At 62.5% G+C, this 12,769-nt stretch carries 15 protein-coding genes; 6 read left to right on the forward strand and 9 right to left on the reverse strand.

The window, feature by feature from the left end; translation table 11 throughout:
- The first annotated feature begins 125 nt into the window (after window positions 1-125).
- Together ABEA12_RS01670 and ABEA12_RS01675 are read left to right on the forward strand one after the other, a co-directional pair.
- The gene (locus ABEA12_RS01670; protein ID WP_210102134.1) at window positions 126-1,499 is read left to right on the forward strand and encodes an O-acetylhomoserine aminocarboxypropyltransferase/cysteine synthase family protein; all 1,374 of its coding nucleotides are present in this window, start codon (window positions 126-128) and stop codon (window positions 1,497-1,499) included.
- Window positions 1,499-1,999 (forward strand): CoA-binding protein, encoded by a 501-nt coding sequence (locus ABEA12_RS01675; RefSeq protein ID WP_210102135.1) that lies wholly within the window; start codon window positions 1,499-1,501, stop codon window positions 1,997-1,999. Before ABEA12_RS01670 ends, ABEA12_RS01675 begins: the two co-directional genes overlap by 1 nt.
- 105 nt (window positions 2,000-2,104) lie before the next feature.
- Here the strand turns inward: ABEA12_RS01675 and ABEA12_RS01680 are convergent, their stop codons facing one another.
- Together ABEA12_RS01680 and ABEA12_RS01685 are read right to left on the reverse strand one after the other, a co-directional pair.
- Complete coding sequence (locus tag ABEA12_RS01680; protein ID WP_210102136.1) at window positions 2,105-2,491, reverse strand: hypothetical protein; 387 nt, start codon at window positions 2,489-2,491, stop codon at window positions 2,105-2,107.
- 126 nt (window positions 2,492-2,617) lie between these two features.
- Entirely contained in the window at window positions 2,618-3,397 is a 780-nt protein-coding gene (locus tag ABEA12_RS01685) for a carbon-nitrogen hydrolase family protein (protein ID WP_210102137.1), read from the reverse strand.
- A gap of 97 nt (window positions 3,398-3,494) precedes the next feature.
- Between ABEA12_RS01685 and ABEA12_RS01690 the strand changes: the two genes are divergently transcribed.
- Both ABEA12_RS01690 and ABEA12_RS01695 read left to right on the forward strand, forming a co-directional pair.
- Entirely contained in the window at window positions 3,495-3,797 is a 303-nt protein-coding gene (locus ABEA12_RS01690) for a hypothetical protein (RefSeq protein ID WP_345466054.1), read from the forward strand.
- Window positions 3,707-5,125, forward strand: coding sequence for an MFS transporter (locus tag ABEA12_RS01695; protein WP_345466057.1), 1,419 nt, complete (start codon window positions 3,707-3,709; stop codon window positions 5,123-5,125). Before ABEA12_RS01690 ends, ABEA12_RS01695 begins: the two co-directional genes overlap by 91 nt.
- A gap of 81 nt (window positions 5,126-5,206) precedes the next feature.
- On the opposite strand, the gene ABEA12_RS01700 is transcribed toward ABEA12_RS01695, so the two are convergent.
- Window positions 5,207-6,496, reverse strand: a complete 1,290-nt coding sequence (locus tag ABEA12_RS01700; protein WP_210102138.1) for an adenylosuccinate synthase — start codon at window positions 6,494-6,496, stop codon at window positions 5,207-5,209.
- A 168-nt stretch (window positions 6,497-6,664) separates the two neighbouring features.
- Window positions 6,665-7,024: a hypothetical protein gene (locus tag ABEA12_RS01705; protein ID WP_210102139.1), complete on the reverse strand. Its 360-nt coding sequence runs from the start codon at window positions 7,022-7,024 to the stop codon at window positions 6,665-6,667.
- Window positions 7,025-7,378: 354 nt separating this feature from the next.
- Between ABEA12_RS01705 and ABEA12_RS01710 the strand changes: the two genes are divergently transcribed.
- Window positions 7,379-7,954 carry a TetR family transcriptional regulator gene (locus ABEA12_RS01710; RefSeq protein WP_210102140.1) on the forward strand — a complete coding sequence of 192 codons (576 nt, stop codon included), beginning with the start codon at window positions 7,379-7,381 and terminating at the stop codon, window positions 7,952-7,954.
- Here ABEA12_RS01710 and ABEA12_RS01715 read toward each other — a convergent pair.
- Together ABEA12_RS01715 and kynU are read right to left on the reverse strand one after the other, a co-directional pair.
- Window positions 7,951-8,577: a thymidine kinase gene (locus ABEA12_RS01715; protein WP_210102141.1), complete on the reverse strand. Its 627-nt coding sequence runs from the start codon at window positions 8,575-8,577 to the stop codon at window positions 7,951-7,953. The genes ABEA12_RS01710 and ABEA12_RS01715 overlap by 4 nt on opposite strands.
- A gap of 151 nt (window positions 8,578-8,728) precedes the next feature.
- Window positions 8,729-10,015, reverse strand: coding sequence for a kynureninase (gene kynU, locus ABEA12_RS01720; RefSeq protein WP_210102142.1), 1,287 nt, complete (start codon window positions 10,013-10,015; stop codon window positions 8,729-8,731).
- Between the two features lie 143 nt (window positions 10,016-10,158).
- Between kynU and ABEA12_RS01725 the strand changes: the two genes are divergently transcribed.
- Window positions 10,159-10,659: an Lrp/AsnC family transcriptional regulator gene (locus ABEA12_RS01725; RefSeq protein WP_210102143.1), complete on the forward strand. Its 501-nt coding sequence runs from the start codon at window positions 10,159-10,161 to the stop codon at window positions 10,657-10,659.
- Between the two features lie 28 nt (window positions 10,660-10,687).
- Here ABEA12_RS01725 and ABEA12_RS01730 read toward each other — a convergent pair whose 3' ends face one another.
- The 3 genes from ABEA12_RS01730 to fbaA all read right to left on the reverse strand — a co-directional run bounded on the left by ABEA12_RS01730 (window position 10,688) and on the right by fbaA (window position 12,765).
- Window positions 10,688-11,116: an SRPBCC family protein gene (locus tag ABEA12_RS01730; RefSeq protein WP_210102144.1), complete on the reverse strand. Its 429-nt coding sequence runs from the start codon at window positions 11,114-11,116 to the stop codon at window positions 10,688-10,690.
- Between the two features lie 204 nt (window positions 11,117-11,320).
- On the reverse strand, window positions 11,321-11,740 hold the full coding sequence (locus tag ABEA12_RS01735) for a DUF3151 domain-containing protein (RefSeq protein WP_210102145.1): 420 nt from the start codon (window positions 11,738-11,740) through the stop codon (window positions 11,321-11,323).
- 2 nt (window positions 11,741-11,742) lie between these two features.
- Entirely contained in the window at window positions 11,743-12,765 is a 1,023-nt protein-coding gene (fbaA, locus tag ABEA12_RS01740) for a class II fructose-bisphosphate aldolase (RefSeq protein ID WP_210102146.1), read from the reverse strand.
- Between the last annotated feature and the right edge of the window lie 4 nt (window positions 12,766-12,769).

The following is a 12,769-nucleotide window of genomic DNA, read 5'->3' on the forward strand; positions in this document are numbered from 1 at the left end:
ATCCATGGCGGCGCCGCATTGAACCCGGGAACAGGTCAGCCACCCACCACCGATATAACGGGCGCCTGCACTGCACTGGCAGTGAAGTCGGCGCGCCCGTTCACGCAAGGAGTCAGCCACCGACCATGACAGAACACGTTTTTGGGTTCCGCACGCGCGCACTGCATGCCGGCGGCACTCCGGATGCCGAGCACGGTTCCCGCGCCGTCCCGATCTACCAGACCACCTCGTTTGTCTTCAAAGACTCCGACGACGCCGCCAACCTCTTTGCACTGCAAAAGTACGGCAACATCTACTCACGCATCGGCAACCCGACCGTGGCCGCTTTCGAGGAGCGCATCGCGTCCCTCGAAGGCGGAATCGGCGCGGTTGCCACCGGCTCGGGTATGGCAGCGGAGTTCATCACCTTCGCAGCATTGGCCGGGGCCGGGGACCACATCGTGGCTTCCTCCAAGCTCTACGGCGGCACCATCACCCAGCTGGATGTGACCTTGCGCCGATTCGGCGTGGAAACCACGTTCATCGATTCCACCGATCCGGCGGAGTTCGCCGCGGCCATCCGGGAAAACACCAAGGCGCTGTACACCGAGGTGGTGGCCAACCCCTCGGGTGACATCGCTGATCTCAAGGGCCTGGCCGAGGTGGCGCAGGCAGCGGGCATCCCCCTGGTCGTCGACTCCACGCTGACCCCTCCTTACTTGTTGCGGCCCATCGAACATGGAGCGGATATCGTGATCCACTCCGCCACCAAGTTCCTTGGCGGCCATGGGACCACCCTTGGCGGGGTCGTGGTGGAGGCCGGAACGTTCAATTGGGGCAACGGCAACTTCCCCACGATGACCGAACCGGTCGCCGCTTACGGGAATGTCTCCTGGTGGGATAACTTCGGCGAGTACGGCTTCTTGACCAAGCTGCGCAGCGAGCAGCTGCGCGACATCGGCCCGGCATTGCCGGCCCAGTCCGCGTTCCAGCTGCTGCAGGGCGTAGAGACCCTGCCCCAACGCATGGACTCGCACCTGACCAACGCCAAAGCCGTGGCCAAATGGCTCGCCGCCGATGAACGCATCAGCTACGTGAACTTCGCTGGCCTGGAATCGCACCCGCACCACAAGCGGGCCAAGGAGCTACTGCCCCTGGGCGTCGGCTCGGTCTTCAGTTTCGGGGTCAAGGGCGGCCGCGCCGCCGGGACCGCATTCATCGAAGCGCTGCAGCTGGCCAGCCACCTGGCCAACATCGGGGATGTTCGCACCTTGGTGCTGCACCCGGCATCCACCACACACCAACAACTCAGTACCGAGCAGCTGGCAGCCGCCGGCGTCGCGGAGGACCTGATCCGCCTCTCGGTTGGCTTGGAGGACATCGAAGACATCCTCTGGGACCTGGACCAGGCACTGACCGCCTCACAACGGGTGGCCGATGCCCCGGAGCAGGAAGCCCGTGAAGGGGCGGCATGCTCCATTGATGCCGCCCGCCCAGCGGCCATGACGGGAGCCAACTGATGTCCAACGCCATCGAAACCCGCAACTGGGTCGGACCGAACGCCGCCGAACGCCTGGAACTGTTGCGCACCACTACCTCGATCGCGATCGTTGGAGCATCGAACAAGCCTTCACGTGCCAGCTACTTCGTGGCCACGTACCTGCTTTCCTCTTCGAAGTACAAGGTCTACTTCGTGAACCCGGTGCTCAATGAGATCCTGGGCCAGCCGGTCTACAAGTCACTTGCCGACCTGCCCGAGGTCCCGGACCTCGTCGAGGTGTTCCGCAAGTACGACGATTTGCTCGGCGTGCTGGACGAATCGTTGGCTGTGGGGGCCAAGACCCTGTGGCTGCAGCTGGGTTCCTGGCACGAGGAGGTTGCGGCAAAGGCCGAGGCCAACGGCATAAACGTGGTCATGGACCGCTGCGTGAAGATCGAGCATGCCCGATTCCACGGTGGGCTGCGCCTGGCCGGATTCAACACCGGAGTCATTTCCTCCAAGCGGCAACTGCTCGCCTGAGCCTGTGCGCATCAGGCAAGAAGGGTCGGTACCCGACGGGCACTGACCCTTCTTGTCCCCGCGACAGGTGTCTCGCGACACGCAGCTCTTAGCCGTGCAGGATTCCTACCACGCGGCGTCCTCCTCGTCATCGGCCTCGGACACCCCGAGGGAGGGCTGCTGGTTCGCGTCGAACTCGGCCCAGGCCTCGACGAAGCCCAGGATGTCCTCGAGCGTCTCTTCTTCCTCGTCTCCGAGCTGCTCCACGGCCTCTGGCGTGTCCAGGATCAGGGCGATGGCGACTGCCGGGTGCTCCTCGAAGTGGTCGGTGGGCGCGTATTCGGTATTGAACGTCAGGGTCTTGCTCTGTCCGTAAAGCTCGATGAACGCCCGCACGGCCGCCAGAACCCGGGAAAGATCCAGTCCGGTCAACGAGTCGTTGTAGGCCTGGGCCGTTGCATCGGCCCAGGCCTCGATGATCGATTCGGTCATTTGTGTGTCTGAATTTCCCACTGCTGATCCTGCCTCTTGACGGTTGCTTCGAGAGTCAACACTAGTGCGCGGGGTCCGCCGCGTATATGCGGAAAAGTGTGAAATTGGCCCGGTTCCTAGCTGCCTCCCGTGGCGGTATCGGACTGCCTAGAGCCGGCGGTTGGCCAGCACCGGCAGGTACTCCCGCACCTCGTCGATGCGGCGACGGGTGACATCGGCGGTCACCAGGGCCTCCGCGTCATCGCCCAGATACTCGATCGGCACTCCCATGGGGTCAAGGATCGCCGAGTGGCCGATGGTGTGGCTGGAGCTGGTGCCGGCCGCGGCAACCCACACCGTGTTTTCAATGGCGCGTGCCCGCAACAGCGTTTCCCAGTGCTCGATCTTGTGCTCGCCCTTGAACCAGGCGGCCGGAACCAGCAAGACCTCGGCGCCGGCGTTGACCAGCCTTCGGGCAACTTCAGGGAAACGCAAGTCGTAGCAGGTCAGCACGCCGACCTGCAGTCCTGCAATCTCAAAGACCGGGATCTGGCCGACGTCTCCGGCCTTGATCGACCGGGACTCCTGGTAGGAAAAAGCGTCATAGAGGTGGATTTTGCGGTAGGTGCCCATGATTGCACCGTCGGCCGCCAGCACCGCCAAGGTGTTGTAGGGCAGGTCGTCGTCGCTTTGCTCGTATCCGCCGGCCACGATGGCAACGCTGTTTTCGGCGGCCAAGAAGGAAAGCTTCTGGACGAACTTGGTCCAGTTTCCCTCGATGGCGGCATTCAAGGGACCGGTGACCTTGGAAACAGCCAGCATCGCTTCTTCGGGGAACAGCACTAGGTCGGCGTCCTCGGCCTTCGCCTGGGCTACCAACCGTTCAATGGTTTCCAAGTTGTCGGTGACGGAGCCGGTGGGTGCGAACTGACCAACGCTGACCTTCATGGCGATTCCCTTCGTTGCGGAGTGCTTGGAACCAGCCTAACGACAATCACCCATCCGGTGGATCCATTGCTCCGGTTTTCGCCGTAGCCTGAGAATTGTGACGAGGAAACCCGAAAAAAAGTGGTTGGCGCTGGCTGTCCTTGCTGGAGCCCTGGCGTTGATCGTGCTCGATGGAACCATCGTCGGGGTTTCACTGCCCAGCATGATCCAGGACCTGGACATGGACCTGACACAGGCCCAATGGATCAATTCGCTCTACTCCGTGGTCTTGGCGGCATTGCTGATGACCGCCGGTCGCCTCGGGACCGGGTGGGACGACGACGCCTGTTGGCCCTGGGCGTCGGGCTCTTCGTTCTCGGCAGCCTCAGTGCCGCATTGGCCTCCGGGCCCGGGCCGTTGATCGCATCACGCGCAATCCAGGGCATCGGCGGGGCCGCGGTGCTTCCCTCGACGCTCTCGAGCATGAACTCCATCTTCCGGGGCAAGGAACGCGCGGCGGCCTTTGGCGTCTGGGGCGCTGTCATGTCCGGTGCCGCGGCCATCGGCCCGCTGGCAGGCGGGGCGTTCACCACCTATCTTGATTGGCGTTGGATCTTCTGGGTGAACCTGCCCCTGGGGGTGTTGGTCATCCTGGGGATCTGGCGCTACGTTCCGGAAACCCGGGAGGCCCAGGCCAATCGCGGAGCTGACATACTGGGCGCGCTGATCAGCGCGGTGGGGTTCGGGCTGCTGGTGTTCGTGCTGATCGAGGGCCCGAGCTGGGGTTGGCTCAGACCTCGCACCGGGGTCGATGTCGGCCCGTTGCATTGGCCGGCCGATGCCGCCGTGTCACTGATCCCGGTCCTGGGCGTGATGGCCCTGGCCTGCCTGGGTGCATTCATCGGCTGGGAGCTGCGACGGGCGAGGAAGAACCAAAGCACGTTGCTCGACCTATCACTCTTCTCCTATTCGACGTTCTCCTGGGGAAACGCCACGGCCACCATGGTGGCCATGGGCGAGTTCGGGCTGCTGCTGGTTTTGCCGCTGTACTTGATCAACGTCCTGGGCACCGATCCCATGGGTGCCGGTTTGATCCTGGCGGGCATGGCGGCCGGCGCGTTCCTCTCCGGTGCGATGGCCCGGCACCTGGCCGAACGACTGGGAGCCGACCGGGTCGTAGTGCTCGGGTTGGGCATGGAGATCGTGGGCGTCGTGGCTCTCGTGCTGGTCCTGGGGGCCGGGGCACCCTTGCTACCGCTGGTGGCGTTCCTGGTGCTCTACGGACTGGGACTCGGCTTGGCCTCCGCGCAACTGACCAGCACCGTGCTGCGAGACATTCCAACCAGCGCCTCGGGGCAGGGCTCGGCAACCCAAAGCACCGTGCGGCAGCTGGGCGCCGGGTTCGGCACCGCGATTGCCGGCAGTGTGCTTGCCATCGCCACGACCCATGCGGCGGTAACGAACCTGGGGGTGTTGGCCCTGCCGGGGATCAACGCCACCGACTGGGCACAACGCCTCAGCGACTCCGCCGGCGGGTTGATCCCGCTGGTGCTGCACACCGATGCCGGCGCGGAATTCGGCGAGCACACCGCACAGGTCGCTGGGGTCATGTCCGACGCATTTACCACCGGTGTCCAAGCCGCAATGGTCGCCGCTGCCGTTTGCCTGGCCATTGGTTGGCTCGGTTCGCTCGAGGTCAGCCGGGCCGCCCGGCGCAAGCCCGGGGCGCACACCGCGACAGAACGCTGAAAACACCAAGGGCGTGATGCCGGTACCAGCGAAAATCCATCCGCCCGGTGTCAGCACCACGCCCTTGGCGTGTGTTTGGTGTCAGTCGTTGATCAGGTCGTGGCGAACGATCGTCTGTTCGCGATCCGGTCCAACACCGATAGCCGAGATGCGGGTCCCGCTAATGGCCTCGAGCGCCAGCACATAGTTACGCGCGTTTTCCGGCAGGTCCTCCATTGTCCGGGCACCGGTGATGTCCTCGGTCCAGCCATCGAAGTACTCGAAGATCGGCTTGGCGTGGTGAAAATCGGTTTGCGTCATCGGCATTTCGTCGTGGCGCACCCCATCCACGTCATAGGCCACGCACACCGGGATCTTCTCGATGTTCGACAGTACGTCGAGCTTGGTGACGAAGTAGTCGGTAAAGCCGTTCACGCGCGAGGCCTGGCGTGCCAGGACCGCGTCGTACCAGCCGCAGCGACGTGGCCGTCCGGTGTTCACACCGAATTCGCCACCCGTCTTCTGCAGGTATTCACCTATGTCATCAAACAATTCGGTGGGGAACGGCCCGGCACCAACACGAGTCGTGTAGGCCTTGATGATGCCAATCGACCGGCTGATCCGGGTCGGGCCGATGCCCGATCCCACGGATGCTCCGCCGGCGGTCGGGTTCGACGAAGTGACGAACGGGTAGGTGCCGTGGTCGACGTCGAGGAACGTTGCCTGGCCGCCTTCCATGAGCACGACCTTGCCGGCATCCAATGCGTTGTTCAGCTCAAGGGTGGCGTCGATGACCATCGGACGCAGCCGTTCGGCGAAAGACAGGAAGTACTCGACGATCTCGTCGATCTCGACGCTGCGACGGTTGTAGACCTTGACCAGGAGTTCGTTCTTCTGGCGCAGTGCACCCTCGACCTTTTGGCGCAGGATCGATTCGTCGAAGACGTCCTGGACACGGATGCCGAGGCGTCCGATCTTGTCCATGTAGGCCGGGCCGATGCCGCGGCCAGTGGTGCCGATGGCACGCTTGCCCAGGAAACGTTCGGTGACCTTGTCCATGGTCTGGTGGTACGGGGCGACCAGGTGTGCGTTGGCCGAAACCCGCAACTTGGAGGTGTCTGCTCCGCGTGCTTCGAGTCCGTCGACCTCTTCGAAGAGCGCCTCAAGGTTCACGACGCAGCCGTTGCCGATGATCGGGATCGCGTTGGGCGAAAGAATTCCGGCGGGAAGGAGCTTGAGCTCATACTTTTCACCGCCAACGACGACCGTATGTCCGGCGTTGTTGCCGCCGTTTGGCTTGACTACGTAGTCGACCTGGCCACCCAAAAGATCTGTGGCCTTGCCCTTGCCTTCGTCGCCCCATTGGGCTCCGACGATCACGATTGCTGGCATGGGATCCTCCCCCTTGCTCGATTCAGCGCGGCCGGCGCAATGCCGGGTCCCGGCGGTGCCGGGCGCAGAAATGCCCCTCGCTCTTCGATTGGCCCAAGCATGGATCAGGAAGAACAATAAGGGGCTCTTACCTCACGAGTTTACCCGATGAAGCATCGATGAGTGGATTTAGGCCTTTTGGGGCTCGCCTTCTGCCTTGATCGCCGCATTTAATGCGGCCCGCATGAGTGACTCCCAGTGTTCCAATGAACTTTCGGGGACCGACACCCAGTCACGGTATGGCCGGCCTTGGCCGGAGAGATCGAAAAGGACGGCTCCAGGATAGCTCATGGCGGTGGCCATGGATTCGCTGTCACGCCCGACCTTGAACCCCATGGAGTCTTCGAGCAGGCAGGCAATCGCCTTGGACCCGTACTTCAAGGCATCCTTGCCAAACATCTTTCCGACTTCCACGTCCTCGCCGAGCAAGGCGCGGGCGAGCCGTTGGAACTCGTTCATGGCCTCTGGTGTTGGGAATTGCATACTCATGACCCCATCAAACTCCCCTTTGGGTGTTTCGTCGAGAGGTTTGGACGCAGGGCTTTCCCCAACGACGTCGGGATCACGGCCCTGATGCCTGATGCGCAACCACCAAAACGGCACCAGGAACGTTCCCCCTGCGCTGCGATCCTGTGCGAATGTCCAAAAATTTTAGACTGCCAGCGAAGCGCCGGGCAATAAAGCGGCCCCGTGTCGCGGCCAAGAGACCGCTCACCGATGACGCGAAGAAGATTTCCAGTCGATCCAGAAAATAGATCATCGTCTTGGTCGAAGGCAAGCTGTGTGTTCTGGGGCGGCCGTGCCGGAGGCGGTTATATCCGTTGCCGCCATAGACTGGGTTCCATGGCCCTGACTCGTGAGCAACTTATTGACACAGCCGTGGGCGTCCTCTCCGAATTCGGCTTGGCGGATCTGTCGATGCGTCGGCTCGCGCGGGAACTCAATGTGCAAGTCGGCGCACTGTACTGGCACGTGAAATCCAAGCAGGAGCTACTTGTTGATGTGGCTGCCAAGTTGCTGGGATCCGTGCCGCGGCCGGCGACCCCGACAGCAGGAGCGATCCCGTTGGCCATTGCGTCCTTGCTCCAACAATTGCGCACCGCTTTGATCACCGTCCCGGACTCGGCCGAGGTGATCCAGCTGGCACAGTCGATGCGGCCCGATGCGCTGGCTCCGCTGGGCTGGCTGATGGATTTTTTGGAACTCGCCGGCATCCCGCCGCACGAGGTCCCCTATGCACGGCACCTGTTGCTCAACCACCTGCTGGGTTCCATTGCGGCGCACCAGGAATTCCAGGCACTGGCCGGCGGGCCGGAAACAGACTCAGCGCCGGACGAACTGGGCCAAGAGGCATTCGAATACGGCATCCGTGTGATCCTTCAAGGGCTGGCCATGGAGCATCCGGCCAACGCGGCCTAGCTTCCCAGACGCCCGCCGGAAGCTTCCAGGTAGCAAGAGCCGCACAGCGATTCGTACCAGACCTCGTCGCCGTCGATCGCTATCTGGTCTCCGTCAAAGGTGATCCGCTCTCCGGATCTGCGGGTGTTGAACACTGCCTTGCGGCCGCAACGGCAAATCGTCTTGAGCTCCTCGAGGGAATGCGCAATCTCCAGTAGGCGGGCGGAACCCGGGAAGGCATGGGTTCGGAAATCGGATCGGATCCCGTAGGCAAGGACCGGTACGTTGTCCAGTACGGCGATGCGGAAGAGGTCATCGATCTGTCCGGGGGTCAGGAACTGGGCCTCGTCGACCAGCACGCAAGCCACCGGGGGCGCATCGACGTGCTGCAGCAACGCATCGGGATCATCGCCCGCGGCCATTCGCGTAAACAGCTCCCGCACGTTTGCCGTAGGCGGGATCAGGAAATCGACATCGCGGCTCATTCCCAGGCGGGACATGATGCGCGAATCGCCCTTGGTGTCGACCCCGGGTTTCGTCAAAAGAACACGTTGGCCGCGCTCTTCGTAGTTGAATGCAGTCTGGAGCAATCCGGTGGACTTGCCGGAGTTCATCGCTCCATAACGGAAGTACAGCTTCGCCACATCGTTCCTTTCGAGTTGGGCACCGGGGAAGATTCTATGCGCTGAACCGTTCGCTGGACCCACTCACAGGCATGGGCGAGCACCACGGAACAGTCTTCCGGCCCCGAACCTTGAGGTTCGGGGCCGGAACAACCCGAGCGCGCTAGTTGTACTAGGTCACGGCGTGGCGTGTGCGATACGCCGGCACGTCCCAGTCCCGGGCCTCGAGGACATCGCGCAGGATTTCCACGGCGTCCCAGATGTCGGTGAAGGAAAGGTACAACGGGGTGAGGCCGAAGCGCAGCACCTCCGGTTCCCGGTAGTCCCCGATGACGCCCCGGTCGGTCAGGGCTTGGATGATCGCGTAGCCCTCGGGATGGCGGAAACTGACGTGGCTGCCGCGTTCAGCGTGGTTCTCCGGCGTAACCAGTTCGAGGCCAAACCCACCACAACGTTGGCGCACCAGGGCAATGAAGAGGTCTGCCAAGGAAAGTGACTTCGCGCGTACTGTCTCGATATCTGCGTCCAACGCAACGTCCAGCCCGCATTCGATCATCGCCATGGAGGTGATCGGCTGCGTTCCGCACAGGAATCGGCGGACGTCATTGGCAGCGGTGTAGCTTTCTTCCATCTCGAACGGCGAGGCGTGGGACCACCATCCAGTCAGTGGCTGCCAGAAGCGTCCTTGGTGGCGGGAGTTGACCCAGATGAATGCCGGGGAGCCCGGGCCGCCGTTGAGGTACTTGTACGTGCAACCCACCGCGTAGTCGGCGTTGGCTCCGTTGAGGTCCACCGGCACCGCCCCGGCGGCATGCGCGAGGTCCCAGACGATCAGAGCCCCCGATTTGTGCGCTGCGGCGGTGACGGCTTCCATGTCCCACATCGCCCCGGTGCGGTAGTTCACATGCGAAAGTGACACCACGGCCACCGAATCATCAAGGGCCCGCTCAAGCGAGAGGTCCTCATCGATCAGACGGATCTCGTAATGCGTGCCGGTTTCCGCGTTGACCGAGTTCAGGAAGTCGCTGATGCCTTCGGCAATGTAGATGTCGGTGGGGAAATTGTCACGTTCGGTTAGGATGACGCGCCGGGTCGGGGCGTCTTGCTGCTGGATGCGGACGGCGGAGGCAAGCGCCTTGAACAAATTCAGGCTGGTGGTATCAGTGACCACCGTTTCGCCGTCGTTGCCACCAATGAGCTTGGAGAGCGTGTCCCCCAGTCGCGTTGGCAGGTCGAACCAGCCCGCCGTGTTCCATGAACGAATAAGACCGTGGGCCCATTGGTTGTTGATGACCTCGGCCGCGCGCTCGGCAGCGCCAATGGGCAGCGGGCCAAGCGAATTCCCATCAAGGTAGATCACGCCTTCCGGGAGCGAGAAGCGGTCGCGAAAGGAAGCCAACGGATCCGTTGCGTCGGCTGCCTGGAGACTGGCGCGGTCCAACTGGGTGGATGTACTCATGTTTGGGGTCGATGACCTTTCTGGAATGCGTGGCGGGGCCGGATGGCTGATTCAGCGGACACCGCCGGAACTCTCATCATAGAATTATTAGTGCTCCAGTAGATACACTTCTGAATAAGTGATCGAAATCCTAGGAGTTTATCGTGCTGAATTCTGCATCGATCAAAAATCACGACGCCCATCAGAATAGTGTTCGGCTCGACGACGTGGACTTGAGGATCCTTGCCGAGCTCAGTGCAGATGCGCGGATGCCCAACAACCTCTTAGCTTCACGCGCAGGGGTTGCACCCTCCACCTGCTTGGGCCGGGTCCGCGCACTTCAGGATGCCGGGGTGATCCGGGGGTTCCACGCAGACATCGATCCGGCCAAACTGGGGCTGCGCATCGCAGCCATGGTCTCGGTCGTGGTCAGCCCCGAAGCCCGCAACGCAATGCTTGAAGCAGCACGCATCCTGCGTGGGCTTCCGGAGGTCCAGGACGTCTTCGTACTCGGCGGAACACCGGACATCATGGTCCACGTCATCACCGAATCCATCGAAGCCCTGCGGGACTTCGTGGCTGCGCACCTGGGCGGGAATCGCGCCTTTTCCTCAACGCAAACCAACATCGTCTTCGAGCACCTGTCCCCCGCCAAGCAAGGATGAACCACCGGTGGTGGCGCAAGGGCTGCTCCTACGGGGCGGCTTCGGCATATGCCCGCAACGTCTTCAAGGTGCTGGCCTCGGAATCGGCGATTGCCGAGAGCAAGCCCCCAACCTCGTCCCGAAGACCCTCGGCCGCCTGGACGCTGATGGTCAGCCGCACGCATGCTTGCTCCGACTCCTCAGTGAGCAAATAGGTATACAGCACGGTGATGTCCCCTCCACCGGAGGACAGGGTTATGGAATCCTCCTCGCGCACATCGGTAATGAGCAATTGGCGCTCGTGTGGGCCGCAACGGTAGTCAAGCACGGTCCCGGGGCCGGTGAGCTGTTCGGCTTCCATCCAATCAACCCCGGGCATCCACTCAGGGGCCGCGGCCCAATCGGTGAGCAGTTCCCACACCCGTGGCACCGAGAGGTGAATCAGCTCCTGAACATCTAAAGCCTGAAACTGTGTCATAGCCAAATCGTGTCACGCTGCGGCGCAAAATGAAATGTCTAGAAGCTGCACGCTCCACGCCTGTTTGCTGATCGTGCCCCGGCTGCTTCCACTAAGGCCTATCCAGGCTGGCCCAAGAACGATTAAAGCCATGGGGGCTGTTCGTGCAAACCATGGGCTTGCACGAACAGCCCCCATGGCTGGCTCGTCGATGGTGCCCGAAGGCTATTCGGCCTCGATGGCCGCAGCGGCCAGCGGATCCGAGTCGTTGAGGAAACGGCCGATGCGGTCGACTTCCTCGGCCTCGCCGAGCGCCGCCGCGGCGCGCTGCAGTGCATACAGCGCACGCAGGAAACCGCGGTTGGGCTCATGGGTCCACTGAACCGGCCCTTGGCCTCGCCAGCCGGCCTTGCGCAGGGAATCGAGCCCGCGGTGGTAGCCAACACGCGCATAGGCATAGGACTCCACGACGTGGCCTTCGGCATGCGCTTCGTTCGCCAGCAGCGCCCATCCCGTGGAGGACGCCGGGAAAGCTGCGGCGATGTCCACCGCCTCGTCACCGGCTTCCAAACGTGAGTTGACCTCGGTTTCTTCCGGCAACAGGGTTGCGGGGATACCAAGCAGGTTTGCTCCAAGTTCTGCCATGTTTACTTCAGTGCCTTTCCGGCCGAACCGAGCTGCTGTGCAGCCTCGACAATGCGGGCGGCCATCGACTCTTCGGCCTTGGCACCCCAGACGCGCGGGTCGTAGGTCTTCTTGTTGCCGACGTCTCCATCGATCTTCAACACCCCGTCGTAATTGGAGAACATGTGTCCAACGATCGGTCGGGTGAAGGCGTACTGGGTATCGGTGTCGATGTTCATCTTGATGACACCGTAGGAAACCGCGTCGGAGATTTCCTTCTCCGAGGAACCGGACCCACCGTGGAAGACAAGGTCAAACGGGTTGGCCTTGCCGAGCCTTGCACCGACCTTCTCCTGGATGTCCTTGAGCAGCTCGGGGCGGAGTTTGACGTTGCCCGGCTTGTAGACACCGTGCACGTTGCCGAAGGTCAGTGCCGTCATGTAACGGCCCTGTTCGCCCGTGCCCAGTGCGTCGATCGTGGCCAGCGCGTCTTCAACGGTGGAGTAGAGCTTGTCGTTGATGGCGTTTTCCACGCCGTCTTCTTCGCCGCCGACGGCGCCGATCTCGACCTCGAGGATCTGCTTTGCTGCTGCCGAACGCGGGAGAAGCTGGGCAGCGATGCGCAGGTTCTCTTCGAGGGTCTCGGCAGAGCCATCCCACATGTGAGAGTTGAAGAACGGGTTGCGGCCTGCGGCCACTTCGGCCTCCGACGCTGCAAGCAGCGGCAGCACGAAGTCATCAAGCTTGTCCGCCGGGCAATGGTCTGTGTGCAGGGCAATCTTGACGCCGTAGTCCTTGGCCACTTCGCGCGCAAAAGCCACGAAAGCCAGTGAACCGGTGACCATGTTCTTGACGGAGGAGCCCGACCAGTAGGCGGCACCGCCGGTGGAGACCTGGATGATTCCGTCGGATCCTGCTTCTGCGAAACCGCGTATCGCGGCATTCAGTGTCTGCGACGACGTTACATTCACTGCGGGGTAGGCGTATCCGCCCGCCTTCGCGGAATCGATCATGGCATTGTATTGTTCCGGGGTTGCGATGGGCATACTA

The sequence above is a fragment of the Paeniglutamicibacter antarcticus genome (assembly GCF_039544305.1).
GTDB lineage: Bacteria > Actinomycetota > Actinomycetes > Actinomycetales > Micrococcaceae > Paeniglutamicibacter > Paeniglutamicibacter antarcticus_C.

Bases quoted from the DNA above. Each gene is read 5' to 3' on its own strand.
- ABEA12_RS01735 (WP_210102145.1), bottom strand. From the start codon at position 11,740: ATGGCAGAACTTGGAGCAAACCTGCTTGGTATCCCCGCAACCCTGTTG.
- fbaA (WP_210102146.1), bottom strand. From the start codon at position 12,765: ATGCCCATCGCAACCCCGGAACAATACAATGCCATGATCGATTCCGCG.
- ABEA12_RS01705 (WP_210102139.1), bottom strand. From the start codon at position 7,024: ATGAGTATGCAATTCCCAACACCAGAGGCCATGAACGAGTTCCAACGG.
- kynU (WP_210102142.1), bottom strand. From the start codon at position 10,015: ATGAGTACATCCACCCAGTTGGACCGCGCCAGTCTCCAGGCAGCCGAC.
- ABEA12_RS01730 (WP_210102144.1), bottom strand. From the start codon at position 11,116: ATGACACAGTTTCAGGCTTTAGATGTTCAGGAGCTGATTCACCTCTCG.
- ABEA12_RS01700 (WP_210102138.1), bottom strand. From the start codon at position 6,496: ATGCCAGCAATCGTGATCGTCGGAGCCCAATGGGGCGACGAAGGCAAG.
- ABEA12_RS01670 (WP_210102134.1), top strand. From the start codon at position 126: ATGACAGAACACGTTTTTGGGTTCCGCACGCGCGCACTGCATGCCGGC.
- ABEA12_RS01675 (WP_210102135.1), top strand. From the start codon at position 1,499: ATGTCCAACGCCATCGAAACCCGCAACTGGGTCGGACCGAACGCCGCC.
- ABEA12_RS01685 (WP_210102137.1), bottom strand. From the start codon at position 3,397: ATGAAGGTCAGCGTTGGTCAGTTCGCACCCACCGGCTCCGTCACCGAC.
- ABEA12_RS01710 (WP_210102140.1), top strand. From the start codon at position 7,379: ATGGCCCTGACTCGTGAGCAACTTATTGACACAGCCGTGGGCGTCCTC.